General features: G+C 60.9%; 16 protein-coding genes and 1 pseudogene. 9 read left to right on the forward strand and 8 right to left on the reverse strand.

Annotated features, from left to right (window positions below; all coding sequences use genetic code 11):
- Positions 1 to 23 precede the first annotated feature (23 nt).
- Positions 24 to 491: an XRE family transcriptional regulator gene (locus B4400_RS20755; protein ID WP_078312375.1), complete on the reverse strand. Its 468-nt coding sequence runs from the start codon at positions 489 to 491 to the stop codon at positions 24 to 26.
- Between the two features lie 309 nt (positions 492 to 800).
- Between B4400_RS20755 and B4400_RS20760 the strand changes: the two genes are divergently transcribed.
- The 4 genes from B4400_RS20760 (at position 801) to B4400_RS25165 (ending at position 5,659) form a co-directional block, all read left to right on the forward strand.
- Entirely contained in the window at positions 801 to 1,427 is a 627-nt protein-coding gene (locus B4400_RS20760; RefSeq protein ID WP_286151402.1) for an MspA family porin, read from the forward strand.
- Entirely contained in the window at positions 1,427 to 2,713 is a 1,287-nt protein-coding gene (locus B4400_RS20765) for a hypothetical protein (protein ID WP_078312373.1), read from the forward strand. Before B4400_RS20760 ends, B4400_RS20765 begins: the two co-directional genes overlap by 1 nt.
- A gap of 1,447 nt (positions 2,714 to 4,160) precedes the next feature.
- Positions 4,161 to 5,054: a hypothetical protein gene (locus B4400_RS24485; RefSeq protein WP_139361511.1), complete on the forward strand. Its 894-nt coding sequence runs from the start codon at positions 4,161 to 4,163 to the stop codon at positions 5,052 to 5,054.
- Positions 5,055 to 5,065: 11 nt separating this feature from the next.
- Positions 5,066 to 5,659: an LppU/SCO3897 family protein gene (locus B4400_RS25165; protein WP_502688419.1), complete on the forward strand. Its 594-nt coding sequence runs from the start codon at positions 5,066 to 5,068 to the stop codon at positions 5,657 to 5,659.
- Between the two features lie 568 nt (positions 5,660 to 6,227).
- On the opposite strand, the gene B4400_RS20775 is transcribed toward B4400_RS25165, so the two are convergent.
- Positions 6,228 to 7,370 (reverse strand): glycoside hydrolase 5 family protein, encoded by a 1,143-nt coding sequence (locus B4400_RS20775; RefSeq protein WP_078312372.1) that lies wholly within the window; start codon positions 7,368 to 7,370, stop codon positions 6,228 to 6,230.
- 327 nt (positions 7,371 to 7,697) lie between these two features.
- Complete coding sequence (locus B4400_RS20780; RefSeq protein ID WP_139361512.1) at positions 7,698 to 8,129, reverse strand: hypothetical protein; 432 nt, start codon at positions 8,127 to 8,129, stop codon at positions 7,698 to 7,700.
- Positions 8,130 to 8,280: 151 nt separating this feature from the next.
- On the opposite strand from B4400_RS20780, the gene B4400_RS20785 reads away from it, so the two are divergent.
- Positions 8,281 to 8,835 carry an LGFP repeat-containing protein gene (locus tag B4400_RS20785; protein WP_078312370.1) on the forward strand — a complete coding sequence of 185 codons (555 nt, stop codon included), beginning with the start codon at positions 8,281 to 8,283 and terminating at the stop codon, positions 8,833 to 8,835.
- Between the two features lie 150 nt (positions 8,836 to 8,985).
- Positions 8,986 to 9,198 (forward strand): CsbD family protein, encoded by a 213-nt coding sequence (locus tag B4400_RS20790; protein ID WP_078312369.1) that lies wholly within the window; start codon positions 8,986 to 8,988, stop codon positions 9,196 to 9,198.
- 308 nt (positions 9,199 to 9,506) lie between these two features.
- Here the strand turns inward: B4400_RS20790 and B4400_RS25170 are convergent.
- Positions 9,507 to 9,590: pseudogene (locus B4400_RS25170) on the reverse strand (carbonic anhydrase); the annotation flags it as partial.
- A gap of 528 nt (positions 9,591 to 10,118) precedes the next feature.
- Between B4400_RS25170 and B4400_RS20795 the strand changes: the two are divergent.
- Together B4400_RS20795 and mug are read left to right on the forward strand one after the other, a co-directional pair.
- Positions 10,119 to 11,207, forward strand: a complete 1,089-nt coding sequence (locus tag B4400_RS20795; protein ID WP_139361513.1) for an MlaD family protein — start codon at positions 10,119 to 10,121, stop codon at positions 11,205 to 11,207.
- A gap of 20 nt (positions 11,208 to 11,227) precedes the next feature.
- Positions 11,228 to 11,776 (forward strand): G/U mismatch-specific DNA glycosylase, encoded by a 549-nt coding sequence (gene mug, locus B4400_RS20800; RefSeq protein WP_078312458.1) that lies wholly within the window; start codon positions 11,228 to 11,230, stop codon positions 11,774 to 11,776.
- Here mug and B4400_RS20805 read toward each other — a convergent pair.
- The 3 genes from B4400_RS20805 to B4400_RS20815 form a co-directional block, all read right to left on the reverse strand.
- On the reverse strand, positions 11,727 to 12,539 hold the full coding sequence (locus tag B4400_RS20805) for a DUF1906 domain-containing protein (RefSeq protein ID WP_078312367.1): 813 nt from the start codon (positions 12,537 to 12,539) through the stop codon (positions 11,727 to 11,729). The two genes, mug and B4400_RS20805, sit on opposite strands and share 50 nt — an antisense overlap.
- A gap of 128 nt (positions 12,540 to 12,667) precedes the next feature.
- Positions 12,668 to 14,140, reverse strand: a complete 1,473-nt coding sequence (locus B4400_RS20810) for a serine hydrolase domain-containing protein (protein WP_078312366.1) — start codon at positions 14,138 to 14,140, stop codon at positions 12,668 to 12,670.
- A 265-nt stretch (positions 14,141 to 14,405) separates the two neighbouring features.
- On the reverse strand, positions 14,406 to 15,026 hold the full coding sequence (locus B4400_RS20815; protein ID WP_078312365.1) for an FMN-binding negative transcriptional regulator: 621 nt from the start codon (positions 15,024 to 15,026) through the stop codon (positions 14,406 to 14,408).
- 140 nt (positions 15,027 to 15,166) lie between these two features.
- Between B4400_RS20815 and B4400_RS20820 the strand changes: the two genes are divergently transcribed.
- Positions 15,167 to 16,426 carry an MFS transporter gene (locus tag B4400_RS20820; RefSeq protein WP_078312364.1) on the forward strand — a complete coding sequence of 420 codons (1,260 nt, stop codon included), beginning with the start codon at positions 15,167 to 15,169 and terminating at the stop codon, positions 16,424 to 16,426.
- Between the two features lie 28 nt (positions 16,427 to 16,454).
- Here B4400_RS20820 and B4400_RS20825 read toward each other — a convergent pair whose 3' ends face one another.
- The gene (locus B4400_RS20825; RefSeq protein ID WP_502688422.1) at positions 16,455 to 17,015 is read right to left on the reverse strand and encodes a TetR/AcrR family transcriptional regulator; all 561 of its coding nucleotides are present in this window, start codon (positions 17,013 to 17,015) and stop codon (positions 16,455 to 16,457) included.
- Positions 17,016 to 17,310: the final 295 nt, after the last annotated feature.

A 17,310-nucleotide genomic window follows, 5' to 3' on the forward strand; every position in this document is an offset into this window, starting at 1 on the left:
GTAAGCCCTTGTGTTGTGGGCGTTTACGTCGAAGGCTCATCAGACGGTCCGATCGGCGGCAGGTTCTCTAGTTCGCGCAGGCGATCGACGATGCCGGCCAGATTCCCGATCGACTCGGGTGTGAGCCCGGAGAGTCTGGTGGCGATGTCACGGATGCCGTTGTCGCGCATGGCCTTGACGAGGCGCAGCTCGGATTCGATCGCGGCGTCGGCGCCGGCGTCAATGAGGTAGGACGCGGGTACCCCGAAGTATTCGGCGATGGCCTGCACGTTCTGCACGGTCGGGTTGGTGCGCTTGCCCGTGCGTAACAGACACAGGTACGGCCCACTCATCTGAACCCCCGTCTTCTCGAAGATTCCATCAGCGACCGTCGCATCGGAGACAGCTTCGCCTGCAGGACTCATCACCTCGTACAACTTGGTGAGCTTAGCGGCCAGACTCTCTGCGCGCATGTCCTCAGCAACCTGTCGGTCGTGGCCCTTGTTTGGCATTGTCCCCATCCGTTCTTCGGCTTTCCCGGCCGCCGGCCAGTCTATCGCAATTCTTTACCAGTAAGCGCACTACAAGCATAGTTTTGCCGGTAAGTGTTGCTATAGGGAGCATTGACTGTTATAAATCTGCGTGTGCCAGCCAAGGGGACGGCACCCGTGCACAGGTTCGTGCTCCGACGGAGAGATACACCGTTGACTACTGCATTAACGCGAAGGCGTCCAAGCCGTGGCGCCAGGGTCGCAACATCAGTCACAGTTGCGGCCACGCTCCTGGCCGGCGCCCCGTATGCCTTCGCTGACCCGCAGGTGATGCCGGATCAGTATCAGCAGTTCGTGACTGATGACGGGTGGACGGTGGGGTTGACGTTGACCAATGAGGTGATTGATCACATCGACAACATCGCCGGGGCAAGCAACTCGTGGCAAGCCCGGGTGTCGTATCGGGCCGAGGCGACGATCTCGGGGGCGGGTTCAGCGGTCATTCAGGATGCGCAGTTGGAGACCGGGTATTTCGTGGGCTGCCGCACCGATTCCTCCTCGGGTGTGGAGCTTGGCGGCGACCTCGGTTTGACGTTGAACCAGTCGGTGTTCGGCCAGGGCTACGGCGGGGCGTATGGCGGTGGCCAGGGCGGCTCGGGTGGTGGCGGTGGCCAGGGCGGTGGTTTCGGTGGCGCGTCGGCTGGCGGATCGCTCGGTGCGCAGGAGCACATCGGCGGCTATATGCGTGTGCTGCTCAAGCCCGGTGGCTTGGCACAGTTGCCGATGGACCGGATCAACTTCCGGAATATGCATGCGGTTTCGCAGGTGCGTAACCAGAATGTCGAGGCCGATGGCTGCGGTGGCCAGGTCAAGATCCAGTCCTTCGCGACATTCCGGATCCGCACCGAAAACGGCAACGACACCCAAACCGTCTACGGCGAACCGAAAGACCTCTGATGACCAAGACTTCGTTAACGACTGTGCGAGGCTGCCTGATTGTGTTGGGCCTGGCGCTCCTGGCTGCGACATTCATGGTGCTGCCCACCGCGGGGTCGAAGATGATCGCCGGTGTGGCGGCGGCCGACCCGATCGTTCCGACTCCGCCGCCGCTACCGGCGTCGCGGGAGATGCCTCAGGATGCACCGCGTATCAACAATATTGGTGGTGCGAAAGTCTCGTCGAGCGCGCCCCAGGGTGAGGGCAACGGGATGGGACAGCCTCTGGCGGCCGCACGCGAGCTGTCGAATTTCACCGTGCCGATGTTCGCCAAAGACGGCATCTTCTTCCCCACCACGTGGGCGGGCAAGAACATCGCCATCCACCTACCGGGTGAGATGACCTTGCAGGCCGCGGCCTGGTCCGGTGACGGCGGCGCCACCTACACATCCAATGATGTTGACTACCAGGTGATCCCGTTCTCCGGCGGAGGCGGCGACATCATCATCCGCCGCAAAACCATCTTCTCTCCATCGGACATGGCGGTCGGTGTCAGGATTCCTGAGGGCACCCATCTGCGTCAGGGCGCCAACGTCGTCGTGGTCGAATCCGACCCGCACCCAGGTCGCCCCGCAACAGTCATCGGCACATTCTCGATTCCGGTGGCCCGCGACGCAAAGGGTGCTCCGGTGTCGGTATCCCCGGGTATTGGGCCCGGTTTCCCGAACCAGACCAACATCCTGATCAACCTGGGCCAGGCCAACATCTTCGCCTTCCCCATCGAGATCACCCTCTCGTACCGGGCCTCCAACACCCCCACCTCGGGCGCGCTGACCGCCGACTGGGACGGCATGCCTGCCGGCGTCAGCCCGCCCCAAATCATCACCGTCCCAGCTGATTACGTCACCGATCCAGGCGGCAAGTACCGGCCCGCAGGGGTTGATCCGGTGCTGTATGCCGAACGGCATTCAGGGATGTGCCAGGGCGGACCCAACGAGTTCCGGTCGCCGGATGGCCGTACTGCGGACTTCACCGTGTCCTGCCAACGCCAGCAGATGTGCCTGGACGCAACACCGCGGGACACCTCGGTTGATGTCTGCAACAACACCCTGTTCGCCAACATGTCCACCAACTGCACCTCGGCCTTCGGACAACAAGGCGACGAATACGACACCTGCCAGCACATCGCCAGCGACGAAGTCGCCTGGGTAAAAGCCAACATGCTCACCGGGCCGCTGTGCCAACCCATTACGCCACAGTCGAATACACGTCTGTTGCCCTCAAATGGAAACAGATACTGCCGATGACAACGCGATCAGAACGGAAAGCTATGGAACCTAACGAATCTTATGATCTGGTGCGTTCCCGACCGGTTAGCCCAGTCCATGGCAGCGCCCATAGGGAGGGGGGTAAAACCCCTCCGATCGTGATGAACGGCCAATGCCGGACACCGACAGTTCTACGACGGGCTGCGGCCAGCGTCGCGATCATCGCACTGCTTATAGGTGGAGCAAAGGTCGCCAGCATCTACTCAGCCCCGGGCAGCGGATTTTCAACTGTTCAGACAGCAGCAGCAGACCCTACCGGGCCGACGGGACCCGGAGGCGCAGGAATGACCGGCCCTCCCGGTGGCGGGTCTGAATTCGTCCCGCCCTCAATGCCATCAATGCCCGACTACACCGGAGGAAACCAGCCGCCGCTAGATCAGAACAACGGAGTATCCATCTACAACAGCGGAGTCCAGAGTGCTCCGAGTCAGGGCAACTCATACCCCAACCAGGCCCAGCGTGGCCAGAACCCCGACGGGACATGGCAGACCGCCGCCAACGGCGAACAGCAACCTATTCAGTACAGCACCGCAGCGCAATACACAGGGTCGCAGTCGGTACCGAATACCGCGCCACCTGAACAGCAATCACCACAGACTGGCGATCCTTCTTCGGTGCCCAGCCAGCAGCCAACTCAGGAGCCGACACAGACACAGGAACAACAGAACGATAACGATGTTCGACAGAATCAACGGCGGTGCGAAGAAATGGCACGCCAGCTAGGGCAGGAAGTTGTCTGGGTCGCCACCGGCGGTGGCCGGGGGAGTCTTGTCGGTGGACAGCGAATGATTGGGCGGGTTCCGCCGGATCCCAGCGTCGGGGAATGCCAGATTTGTGACGAGCAGGTTGCTCGACAGCAATACAATTCAAACCAATGTCAAGATGGCTTCGTGGGAGGCGCCGGGTTCGGCGGTTCTTTCATGCAATGCACCCGCATAGATAAAGTGCAACGGTCATATCATGACAAGGATGATGCCCGGATTGATTCGGATTCGAACTGCTTTCCACATGAACGCCAGGCAAAGTTTACGTTGTCTAGACAAGTTACTCGCACACTCACGATGCAAAGGGAAGACAGTAGTGGAGTATCCACTACCAACAGTATTAGTGGGCAAGCTGGGATAGACGCAGCTGTTGGAAGCATCAAGGGCGCTTTACAAGTGGCCGGCAGTCACTCGACTACTACAAACACGTCGAGTACCGTCACGGGCATCGACTCAGAGTCGGTTTTGGTCTCCGCGTCACATGAGTCGAGTGGAACGATCCCGGCATATACCACTCAATTTGTGGTCCCCAGTTACACGTTGGTTCAATTCACTACAATTACAACGTCGCCGGTTTACCAAGGTATGAAGCTCGTCGAACATGGCATACTATTGGTAGCCGATGGCGGCTCGGCCACATATGAGGAGCCAGGAAGATGCTAGTGATTAAGTTGCTTACGTTCGCGACGTTATCGCTTTCAGTAGCCACAATGACGGCATGCTCTGGAAGTCAAGCAGGCAATTCTTCCGCCACCTTGTCCGATCAGTCGGTGATCATAGAGAAAAGCCAGCTCCGGCTGAAAACGCGTGACGAAGCGTCTGCGTTACTGAACTCTGGACATTGGAAACCCGAGATCAGATACTATTATCAAGGTGCGCAACCGGACGATCCTATAGCTAAAGATGCTGCCGTATTGGGTACCTCGCCTAAATACGCAGACTTTATTGTCCAGGCTGTCTGCTTCTATACTGCAAAGCCGCGTCTAGTCACCATCGACCTTCTGCCGCGAGATAGGATCGCTTACTTGCCGGACGGTGGCAACTTTCGTGGTGCGCCATCGCCAAATAGTCAGGAAATAGCGGCAGGAAAATACGAAAATGAGAGTGCTGTAGGCGACCTCGGATGCGACATGTCCCGCAGCTCTATAAATCTTCAAGAAGAGCCACCGCAAAGTGGTCCTACGCCCCCGTATCCCCCGCAAGTAGTTAAATTCAGTGACCTGCTATTGCAACCCAGAAGCGAGGCCTTAAAAATCTTGAAATCCGGGAGATGGTGGCCGGATATTCAGTATCGGGTGATAGTGAACGAAAATCGGCTACGGTCAGAGAACAATTTTAATCTTGAGGGTTCTGAATGGGATGGCGGTAAGGTCGTTGATGTCTGTTCGCCTGACGGTTTGCGTAGGACTATCATTCTAACGCTTCGGCCGGCCGCCGATATTACTCCTGAAATTGAAGCGCAGGTGCGTGCACAAAATCAAACGGCGAACGCTTCTAACTGCGACAGAATCAAGACCAGTATCGATATCGGCAATTTTCCTTTGCCGGGACACTAGGATATTCGCAGATGAATACTTCAATTTTGACAAAGTCTGGCGTAGGAATTCTAACACTTGCAACGCTCGTTGGCTGTAGTGGGCAAGTCGCTAGCAGGCCAAATGCAACGGCCTCAAAGCTCATTCCCGACGCATCATCGAATCAGCATTTCGACGCTATTCCGGGCCAGTATCCATCAGCTCCACCCCCAGTTGTAGCGGGACAGGATCAAGCTCCGATCGGTGCTTGTGTCAACCTCTCAGGCACAACATCAAAAGCAGTTTTTCGAGTTACAGATTGTGGGGCGCCTGATACGAATTATCGTGTTATACAGCGAGTATCGACCCCTAGCGAATGTGTCGGAGACGCCGATCGACGCTATTACAATCTCGATAGCTCCGGAACAGGCTGGACCGCATGTATGGACCTTGCCTGGGCCCAGAACGAATGCCTGATCATACAGAACATATCCGTACAAAAAGTGTCGTGCGCCGATTCCGATGCACAAGGCAGGCAGAAACCTGTAGCACTGCTCACTGACACAACATCGGTGAACGGGTGTGGTACCGGCGGAGGTTTCGCGCATCCAGTGCGTCGGTTCACGGTATGTACCGAAATGCAGTAGCGGACGGCTAGCGGCCGTAGGACCCGGGCAGCCGACCCGCGCAGAATCACGCGCACCCTCCAGTGAGGTCACACGCCAGCGTCGGTGCGCGCGAAGCTCGCTGGTTTTGGCTTGCCTGTCTCAGGCGACGATCTCGCGGGCACGGGTCTCTTGAGCGGCCGAGGCTTCTGGTCCCGGTAGGCACACTTAGCCGAATAGGACCAAATCACCCGGTGCTGCTGGGTGATCTACCACCGTCACGTGACAGAACAGTGGCCGCCGCCCTGATCGGCGTGAATGATCCCTTCGGCGCCTTCCTGGTTCGAGATTGGGGTGCCGTTGAAGAAATGACGCGAAGTTGAGACAAACTTAGATGACACTACGCGAGACGACACTGGAAAATTGCAGCTCAGTGCGGTGGGATATGACACGGAGTTTGAGAACCTACATCGGTTGTCGCACCACCCGATGTTGTTGAACGGCATTGAGTTTGGGATCCAAATCGCCGCCCGGCACCGCGACCGCGCGGCCCGCCTCGCTAGACGCCAAATATCCCAGGCGCTTCATGAACAAGGCTGGTCGACGTGCTTTACACGCGCGTAGTCAGCTTTCGCAGCGTCTGATACTCGGCGTCGCGATACGGCCGCCCGTCTGGCTGTAGCAGATCGCTGAACCACACGTCCGGAACCTTGGTGTAGGGCTTGTCCCAGGAGTCCCACGGGAAGTAGGTCTGGGTCTTGCCTGCGACCAGCCCCCAGCTGTACGCACCGACGTTGTGCCGCTTCGCAACGGGGAGCACGCCCTCGACTGTGCTGCCCTGGTCGCGGGCCAGGTACTCAGTGCACAGGATCGGTCGGCCCAGCGGGGCGAGCTCGTTGATGCGGGCCTCGAACTCGGTGGGGCCCGCATACGAGTGGAACGAGATGACGTCGGAGTTGTCGAGTTGGAAACCGGCCATCTCACTACGGCTTCCGCGATCCCAGCTGCCCTGCCACACCCCACTGGTCAACGGTTGCACGGGGTTGACCGAACGTGCCCAGCTGAATACCTGCGGAAGCAGCCCACTGACGGCGTCGATCTTGTCTTTGCGTTCTACCTTGCGGTACTGCTTGGCTGGGTTGTCCGGCTCATTCCACAGGTCCCAGCCCAGGATCCGGTTGTCATTGCGGAACTGGCTCATGACGCCTACTACGTAATCTTTCAGCACCCCGCGGTAGCGCGGGTCGTCGATGCGGTGCGCCCCCGGGCTCTGTACCCAGCCCGAGTTGTGCACCCCCGGAGTCGGCGCCCGCTGGGCTCCTAGCTGAGGATTTGGATCCCAGCACGAGTCGAAGAAGACGAACAGTGGCTTGATGCTCTGGCGCGCGGCGATCCCGACGAATTGCGACAGCCGGTTCTGGAATCCGGCGCGGTCCTGGGCCCACAGCAGATCGTGCAAGAACACCCGTACGGTGTTGAACCCCAGTAGCCGGCACGCCCCCAACTCGCTGTCGATGCGCCGCGCGTCATAGGTGTCCGGCGCGAACATCTCGAGTTGGTTGATCGCGTTCGAGGTGATGAAGTTGGTGCCGACCAGCCAACCCTGCGCCTGGTACCACGCGTTGGCGCGTTCAACCGGCCATTGGCCTGGCGCGGCCGTCGCCCGCGGGATCACCGAAAGAGGAGCCAGTATCTGGGGGAGAGTCGCTGCTGCCAGCACCAGCGGAATCTTCAGGGCCGTTCGACGGTGCACCCAGTGAACATAGTGGCGCCCAGCAAGTACTCAGGGCTCACGTATCGCATTGCAACCACTGAGGTTTCATATCGTTATCAACTTGAAGCGCCCGGGGTTGGTGGCTATTACATGGGTCAGCACCGACGCTGGCCGTCATGAAGCAGCGCGATAGTTTTCGTTCGGCGCGCCCGGTACGCAGCGCCGCCGCCAGCTCGCGTCTTCACGGGCCCAGATGCCCACCAGCTCGAGCGCACCATCCAGCATCTAACGTGTGTCCGCCGAGTCTTCGTTGTTGCGATGTTGCGTCGCGAGATTAGCTGGCAATGCTGGTTGTGGTCGCTGAAATCACTGGGTGCCGGGACCGCCGCCGACGGTGCCGTTCATGTCGGCGGGGCCGCTGGGGACCCCACCCGCGGCCCCATTCACGCCAGCGGGACCGTTGGAGGAACCGCCTGCGGAACCGCCGCCGGGACCACCGATGGGGGGGACGTTCGAGTTGGCGGAATTGTTGACGGGACCGCTGGGTGAACCACCGATTGGGCCCGTCACGTCGGAACGGTCAGAGTTTCCGATGGGACCGGTCACGTCCGAACCCCCGGAAGAATCGCTGTCAGGATCGGCCACCTCGGAATTGCCGGGGAGGGCCATCACCGTGGAAACGACGCCATCGTGGCTGCCGTGATTGGTGGTGATGGTGCCGCCGAACAAAGTCACGACCCCGCAGACCACCAGCGCTCGTCCCAACATCCGGTGGCGGATTGAAGTCTTATCCGTCATAGCCGCAACCCTAGTTTATTCTGTAAACAATTGCTAGCATCGTCGGACATCCGAGGTTCGTTCATAGATGTCTCTTGCCGGCGCAAGATCGGCATGAGTGCAGTACGCGTTTTTCGCGGAAGATCGATCACACACCAAGGGAGAGAAGTAGATGCGCATCAAGAATCTGCATGTCACCGCGTTGCCCGCCGCAGTAGGCGTCATTGCCTCAGTTGCGGTGGGCTGCTCACACAAGACTGGTGACGCGCCTTCGCTCAGTTCTGCTAGCTCAGCCGCTTCGTCGGCGATTTCTTCCATCACCGCTTCGCCCTCCGAAAAGCCCAGCACCACACAGATTCCGGGTAAAAACGGCACGCCTTACACCGTGGAGGGACCGATCCTCGCCAAGTGGAACACCCTGAATGATGTTCAGAAGAAGGACCTGGGCGCACCGTACGACAATCAGAAGGAGACCCTGGATCGGAGCGGCGTCTATCAGCAGTTTGACGGCGGCGTGCTGATCTACCGCAATGGCGAGCCGGTCTATTTCGTGTGGGGCAAGATCCGAGACACCTGGAATGACAACCAAGCCTCACAAGGCAAACTCGGCTATCCCACGGCCGATGAGGTGACCGAGACCGACGGCTCGTTCAAGTCCACCTTCGAGCACGGAACGATCACTTTCAAAGCCGGCGATGCCGATGCGAAAGTCTCACTGACAAACTGAGCAACCAGTAGAAACGTCAGCACGGGCACGGGTCGTCGGTAGCCCTCGAAACGCCGCAGACGACCCGTGCCGCTGACAACAACGGAGTTGGCCATTCCAAAAGCGAGACGCTTGTCTCGCTGCACGACATCGTGAGAAAGGTTGGGAAACATGGGAATTACTGATGACGCCCAGAACAAGTTCGATGATCTTAAGGGCCGCGCTAAGGAAGCCGCCGGGTCCGTCACCAACGACGACGATCTGAAAGCTGAAGGACAAGCCGAGCAGGGGATCGCCTCTGCTAAGCAGAAGATCGCTGAGGCTGCCGATAAGGTCAAAGAGGGTGTTGAGGCCGTCAAGGACAAGCTAACCGGAAACGACTAGCCAAGCCGCGATCAATAGGCGGCGCCCGACGCGGGTCTGTATCGCCTGCGCCACAGAGCGGTCACCGACCGACGGACTGCACTAACGCTTTAATCCGTTGCACGGCTGACGATTTGACTTCCATCGAGCACAGTAGTGCTGTCATGTTGGAATGCCGGATCGTATGGGTTCCGGACCAGGTGACGGCGTGCACTTCATCGCCTGCGCGTTGGCGTCGAGATTCGCCCGTTTCGTCTGTTGCTGGGATAGGCAGCGTCAGGCTGCTGTCACCTACTCGGGGTCGCCGACGTGGCCGTGCAAAACGATGCGTCCGTCCGCGTCAGCCCGTCCTTACGGCCACTGAGAATCGAGGGCATCACCCGCACCACCAAGTCCCGGATGCTTGCCGAAGGCGTCATGACCAACCGGCCGTGCCGCCTTCTCTGAAGCACGGCAAAATTGATCCATAAATAATTAGCATTGCGGGGGCTGGGTGTCCTAAATCGGGCGGCCAGCACGACGAAGAGCGTCTTTGGTGCACTACAGAGCCGGGGGAGTGCTCCTCGATAGCAAACTCTCGACCGTTCTAGATGGCCCGTACGTCACGGTGCCACCGCTCATCAGCGATCTCCCGGGCCACGCCTCGTTCGTTGCACGCGTTGAGTCAATTCCGCCACCCGAGGCGACAGTAAGTCCGGCCGCGGCAGCAGCGGCCCGCCCTGGCCGTCTGGGGCACGCACCCGCCATATAGTGGAGATCACTGGCTTTCGGGCGATAGCGAGACGGTTTCACGCAGTTTCTCTTGATACGGTTGCGCGATGGCATGGGACGCGCATTCCCAGATAAATTCTGGTACGGTTGTCCCTATCCGCCCAGTGGCAGCGGGGTCGTCTCTTCGCGTCCGCACAGCCATTCAAGCCGTCGCAGCAGCTTTACTGGCAATGACGTTGTCGGCATGCGATCCGCCGACGCTGGAGAGTCTTGACCTACCGGCGCCAGGCATCGGATCCGATGCTTATGTGGTGACTGCAAAGTTCGCCAATGCGCTGAATCTGCCAGATTTGGCAAAAGTGCGCCTCAAGGGCGCAGATATCGGCGAGGTCGAATCCATCGAGGCCATCGACGATGTGGCCGTCGTCAAGCTTCGGATACTCAGGGGTGTACGCCTGCCGATCGGCTCAACCGCCCAGCTGCGCAGTGCAACCCCATTGGGTGACGTGTTCGTAGCCCTCGAACCGCCCAATCAGCCATCTGCGGAACTCCTTAAGGACGGCGACGTTCTCGACCTACAAACCACGTCGTCGGCTGCCTCCGTGGAAGGTGTGCTCAGTTCAGCAGCGGTATTGGTCAACGGTGGTGTGGTGCGTAACTTGACCCATCTGGTCAACGGGCTCGGCAAGGCTTCGGCAGACAATGGTCGAACTCTGGGAGACATTGTGGGGCAATCGAATCAGCTGCTGGACACCCTCAATAAGCGTTCGGTACAGATTCAAAACTCGTTGGATAAGACGTCCCAACTGGCCGCCTCGATTTCGTCACGAGAGAAGACAATCAACGATCTACTCGAGGCATCAGCCCTGGGCGTGCAGGCGATCGATGCCAATCAGATCGGCGACCTGGCCAACAAGAGCGGGCAGATCAGCGACCAACTTGCCAAGCTCCCATCAATCCAGGGCACCGACGGCCGCAGCACACTCGCCGACTTCAACTCGATCGCGCGCGGCTTCAATGACATCGCGGTGAGCCCCGACACCAGCCTGGTCGCACTCAACCGGCTGATACCAGTGCTCATTAAGGCCAACGCCGGTAGTGCGCAAGCACACGACGTCAATATCGCCAAGCTCGCACTGGGTAACCTCGACGATGCAGGCAACAAGGGCTCCACCGATTACCACGGACCCAAGCAGGCAGACTGGGCCTACTTTGTCGGTAGCTTCAAATACACCCTGTACCGGCTTCAGGAGCGCATCGTTGGGCAAGGCCCGAACCCTCCAGCCCCCCAAGATAGTTCGGTACCGCCAGGCCGGTGAGCCATGAGAACCTACATCTTGTGGGCCAGTACTCTCCCGACATTCTCGCCTCAGGGCTCGACGTAGTCTTCTGTGGGATCAACCCGGCCTCCACCGCCGTGGCCGACGGACACAACTTCTCGAACCGGAGCAACCGTTTCTGGGAAGTGCTTTACCGGGCCGGCTTCACCGACATTCGCCTGCGCCCGGAGGACGAGCGTCAGCTGCTGACGTACGGGTGTGGCATCACCGCTGCTGTCAGCCGCGCAACACCCCGAGCCGACGACGTCACGGCGAGCGAATTCCGTGCGGCCCGGCCAGATTTTGAGGAGAAGATGCGGTGCTTGGAACCTCGAGCACTGGCTTTCCTCGGAAAGCGTGCGGTGGTCTCCATGCTAGAAGCCCCACACATCGCCTTCGGGCTACAGCCGTTTCGCTTCGCGGAGGTGACGACGTGGGTGTTGCCGAACCCGAGCGGGCTCAACCGGCGGTTTACGCTCGATGTACTTGTCGACGCCTACGCCGAGCTCCGCATGTCTCTCACTGATGGAAGTTCCACTGGCCGACGTCCTGGGCCAGGGCATCGCTGACATCGACCTCGAGCCCGCCGACCACCGGGCCCGGATTGGACGCGGTGCTCACAATGCGTTGGTAGAGAACCGCGCCGGGGAAGACCTGGCCGCGCGACCACGACCGGGTCTGCCAGGCCCAGACGTGGCCGGGTGAGCGCGAATTGCCGATCACACCGTCGGCAGCGGCCCACTGGCACGGATTGACACCCCCGTAGATACCGGTGCGCTGCACTCCAAGCACCGAGTTGATGCCCCGAAACCACGGCAGTGCAACGTCATTCCAGGTGTCGCGGTTGATGTCGTCGTCGACGGAGAAGAAGACGGGTGCGCTCTGGCCGCCGCCGGCCGCGGTATGCAGCTGCCAGGCGGTGCGCGCGTCCTCGACGCCGCCGGCGAATCCACGGGTGAAGTCCGACGGAGCTGTCCCCCCGGGCTTTCCGTATTGGAAATTGCTGACGATCACCAGCCCGGCCGCGGTGAGCGACTGAGCATAGGGCCGGGTGATCGGCTTGGCGCCCATCGAGGAGCCGGGACGCGACGTCGAGACGTAGTTGATCACTCCCGAGTGCCCGGCGGCCTTGATGTGCTCTGCCGGAATCTGGCGCATGGCAAAGTCGATCAATGTGGGCGCAGCGGCCGACGCCGTCGGTATACCGGCACCGGCTGATGCTGCACCGAGCCCGGCGAGTGCTGATACCGCAGTGGCGTAGCGCAGCGCGTCACGTCGGGTCACCGAACGTGAGGAGCGTAGAAAGCTGTCAGTCCCCGACGACTCTTGCATCGCAGGAAGTTAACAATGTGACTGTTGTTAAAGATGTAGCCTCGCCGGTACTTCCGATAACGTTCTTGCATCAAGGCGTGCGATCTCGTGATCGGTACGGGCGCAGTCGTTCTCGGATACAGGCCCGACTAGTTGCTGTAGAGACGCAGAACCTGCGCCGCTGTGGTGGCGATGTCGCCGCTCAGCCGCACGACCGGCGGGCCGCCACGCTGATGGATGACGTTCGCCAGAATGATTACGTACGTGTCCGAGCCCGGGTCTATCCACAGCGATACCCCGGTGAAGCCGGAGTGGCCGAAGCTGCCGATGGGAAAGAGCATTCCGCGCGGCTTGGATAATTCGGTATCGATATCCCAGCTGAAGCCGCGCAGGTTCTGTCCCGCAACGGCCGGGTAGCTTGGCGCGAGCAGGGGATCTGTTGGGTTAGGGCCCTTTTCGATGGCCTGGCGGGTGGCGTTGTTAGCGGCCTCGAGTTGCGCGGCGGTATGGCCGGGCTGCTGCGGACTCGTCATCAATTCCAGCGTGGATTGTTTCAGCGGGAACGGGCTCGGCCGCCCGGCGAGCCGATCGAGAAGCGCCTGGGAGTACCGGCCGACGTCATCGGCGGTCGAGAACACGCCGGCGCTGCCGGCCACACCGCCCATCCGGCGCGCGGTTGGGTCATGCACGGTGCCGCGAATCAGATGGTCGTAATGGGGGTTGAGGCCCGGGGAGTCTTCGTCGTGCGCTGTCGGCGCGATGCGTGTCAACAGATCGGTGCTCCAGGTGCCCGGCAGGCACGGGGCGCCAGTATGCGCGGTCTTATCGAAAGCAATTGCCGTACCGATGATTTGGTGCTGCCCGCACGCCTTGGCTGCGGGCAGGTACCGTGTGTCGGCCATGCCCAATGGCGCAAAGACGTTGTCCTGCACATAAACATCCAATGGCTCGCTGGTGATCTTTTCGATCAGTGTGCCGAGGATGATGAAGTTGATATCGGAATAGTGGAACGTCGTGCCGGGATCGAACGCCAACGGGGCGGTGAGTGCGCGATGGATGCCGTCTGCCTTGTCGGCCTCCATCAGGCCCCAGGGGCCCTGATGGCTCAAGTCGCCTCCGATACCCGAGGTGTGCGTGAGCAGCATGCGAAGCGTCACCTGGGCGCGGCGTGGATCGTGGGCGGGGTTGAAGCCCGGCAGGTATGTCTGCACGGGTTCGTCGATTGCTACCAGGCTCTTTTCGTACAGCTGGAGAAGGGCCACGCTCGTCCCGAGAGGTTTGGTCAACGATGCCAGGTCGAACATCGTGTCTTCGGTCATCGGCTCGGCGGGCGCGGGCGACCCATCCAGGCCGGGTTCGTCGGGGAGCTTGCGCCACCCGAAAGCCTGCCGGAAGGCAACCGTGCCGGCGTGTCCGATCTCCACCACCGCACCGGGCAGCCGGGGTGCCGCAACCGCGTCGTTTACGAGGCGGGTGACGGGGGCGAAAGGGCCTTGAGGAACGACGCTCGGCGCAGGGATCTGATGCGCCGAGTTCCCGCACGAGGGCACCCCCGCCAGGGCAAACAGGACTGCGATGGCGGCGAAGGCCCGGGCGACGCACGATCCCGATACCGTCACCAGATCGACGGTAGTGGAATAGCAGGACCAGGAGCTTTCAAGGGGGCGTTCAGAGCTGTCGGCCGAGAGAATGGATGCATCAGCTGACCAGCTCCCAGGGAAGGTGGGCGGTTGGGGATGTCTATGAGGAAGTCACGAGTCGACGGGCTGTACGTGGATTTCTTCACCGAGTGTTGCGCTGGTCGGGTCTTGTGGGCAGGTCGCGCGACGTCCTTGCGCTGGAGGGACTGCACCGCTCGTTGCAACGCATCAAGGAGACCACCGAGGGCTAGTCTCCGGAGCTCCGGGTCTCCACGTAATCGGCGACGCGCTGGTCTGCCGGGTCGGGGGACTGACGCAGTCCATCGATGACACCGGTGCGATTGCGTTCGGGCTGGTTCTGCGACATCTTTGTCTTGCCTTCGACACGATCGATGCTCAGTTCGATCCCGACGATCGCGCGTATCTGTGCGGTGGTGAATGGCTCTGGCGCATCATCGATTCCCCACGGTGACTCCCTGTTCTGTTCATGCCGGTCCGTGAGTTCGGCGACGAGCGTGCGTACCCAGTCGGCATCGTCATGAGCGGTGAGGGTGCCGTGCACGGTGATGACTTCGTAGTTCCAGGTGGGCACCACCTTGCCGGTCTCGCCTTTGGTGGCATAGAAACTCGGGGAGATGTATGCCTGTGGCCCGGGAACGATCGCGACGGTCGGCCCGCTCCGTTGCCAGTGCGGGTTGGCCCGAGATACATGCCCCACCAGGGTGTTGGTCGCGGCCCGATAGAGCAGAGGAACCGGAGTCACCAGGTATCCGTCGGCGTCATGCGTGACGAGGTGTGCCAGGCCGACTTCGGAGAGTGCCGCAGCTGCCTCGTCATCCCGCATCGCGAAGTTCTTCGGTACGTACACGAGCTCATTGTCCTTAACTGCTGTTGGTGAAGCGAGTGATATACGCGGGCTTCGCCCTGTAAGGGCGTGCGATCTCGTCCCCAGCGGCCCTGCCGCGTGACCACCTACAGTGGTTGTTCGAAGAACATCGAGAGGACCGTATGTCTACGGAAACGCCTGCTACACGCCTCGAGACGGATGTCCGGGTGGTGCAGCCGCGCGCCTTCCTGCCGGTCTTTCTGCTCGCCTACTTCGCCTCCGCGGTCGCGCTGCTTGCTGCCGGGGCGGTGAGCATCCCCTTGCGTCTCGCCGAGCTTGACCCAGAACACAAGACGCAGGCGCTGTCGCTGACGATGGCTCTCGGCGGAATCGCGATCATCGTGGTGACACCGCCGCTGGGCCATCTCAGCGACACGTCGACCTCGCGATTCGGTATCCGCAGGCCGTTTCTTGTGGGAGGCACCCTTATCGGGGCGGTGGGTCTGACGACATTGGCCACGGCGCCGACGGTCGGGGGAGTCGTCGCTGGTTGGTGCATCACCCAGATGGGTTTCGCGGCAACGCTTGTGGTGTTCAACGCACTATTGGCAGATCAGATATCGGTCGCTATCCGCGCACGTGTCGCGGCGGTGTTTGGCATCTCGACCAGCCTGGCGCCCGTGGTCGGCAGTGTGTTCATCAACGTCCTGCCCAACGACCCCCGATGGTGGTTCGGTCTCCCGGCGGTGCTGGCGCTGCTGTTCAATGCCGCCGCGGCGTTTGTTCTGCGCGATATCGTCCGCACCCAGCGGCTTCCCCGCAGCTGGCAAGCGATCCTGGCCAGCTATTGGATAAATCCAAGGAAGCACCAGGATTTCGCGTGGGCGTGGATCTGCCGGCTCTTCGTCACGATGTCGGTGCTGTTGGTCACTGTCTACATGCTGTACATCGTGGCAGGCACCCTGGGGTTGTCCGAGCATGAGGCGGCCGCCAAGTACGGGATCATCATTGGCGCCTTCCTGGTCACCAACATGCTTACCGCGGCGGTGTCCGCATGGTGGTCGGATCGCACCGGACGGCGCAAGGGCATTGTCTGGACCTCATGCCTGATCACCGCGGTTGGCTTGGTGATCCTGTTGCTGTTCAAAGACTTTCATGCCCTCCTACTCGGCGCGGCGGTAATCGGAGCCGGGCAGGGCGCCTACGCCGCGGTGGACTTGGCGCTGATGACGGAGGTGCTCCCCGAGACGGAGTCGTCGGGGAAAGACCTGGGCGTGGTGGCCATGGCGTACCTGCTGCCGCAGCTGCTCGTCCCCATGTTGGCAACAGCGCTATTCGGGTTGCACCATGACCAAGGAGATTTCAGCGTCCTGTATCTCGCTTCGATGATGCTGTCGGTCCTGGGTGGGCTAGCGGTGCTTCCGATCAAAGCCGTGCGCTAATAGCGGCCGTCCGCGGGATCGGATGCGGTCACTCGTCGTGGGGTCCGATGTAGGACGCCACCGCGGAGTAGAAGATCTCGACGTAGATGTCGATCATGTGTTGGCGGTCTAAGTCGGGGCGGGATTGCCACCAGTGGCCGAGGCGCTCGGCTGCCCCGGACATGGCGTGAGCGAGACCTTCGGCGAACAGCTCAGGTATGCCAGGCCGATCCTTGATGATCAGCCGGTAGGTCGTCTGGATGATGCCCAGCCGCAAGTCGGCGAGTTCTTCACGTGACTCGGTGGGCAGCACTGCGGCGCTGCCGTCAATGAGCTCCCACCGTTCGGGGCGGGTCTGGACGAGTTCAAAGAACAGGCCGGCGGCGGTGGCGAATTGCTCTCGCACCTCCAGTGTGGAGTCCACCCGCGAGATAAGGGCCTCTATGAAGTCGGCTTGAGCCCGGCGGGCACAAGCCAGATACGCCCCATCTTTGGTGGTGAAGTGGCGATAGGCAATGGGCTTCGTGACCCCCGCGGCCTGGGCGATATCGCCCAACGACACCGCGGCGAAGCCACGCTCAAAGAACAACTGCTCGGCGGCGTCGAGCAGGTGACTGTGACGCAGCACCCACGGTTGACGCGTCGAGCTGGTCTCCATGGCTCAACAGCCTAACTCCACTTGTTACTTCTGGTAACAAGGGCTATGTTACCCGTAGTAACAATGGACCTGTGGCCGGCACAAGGAGCATGTGATGAGGGGATTCGATGGTCGTGGTGCGTTCCGCTCCCGACACACCGCCTCGAAGACGAGCAGTCGCAAACGGTCGAGTGGCCGCGCTGGGCGAATCCTCGGCACGTTGTGGATGCCCTTGGTGGCGCTGATCGTGATCGCGGTCGTCGCGTTC

This window comes from Mycobacterium sp. D16Q13 (assembly GCF_002013375.1).
Taxonomy (GTDB): Bacteria; Actinomycetota; Actinomycetes; order Mycobacteriales; family Mycobacteriaceae; genus Mycobacterium.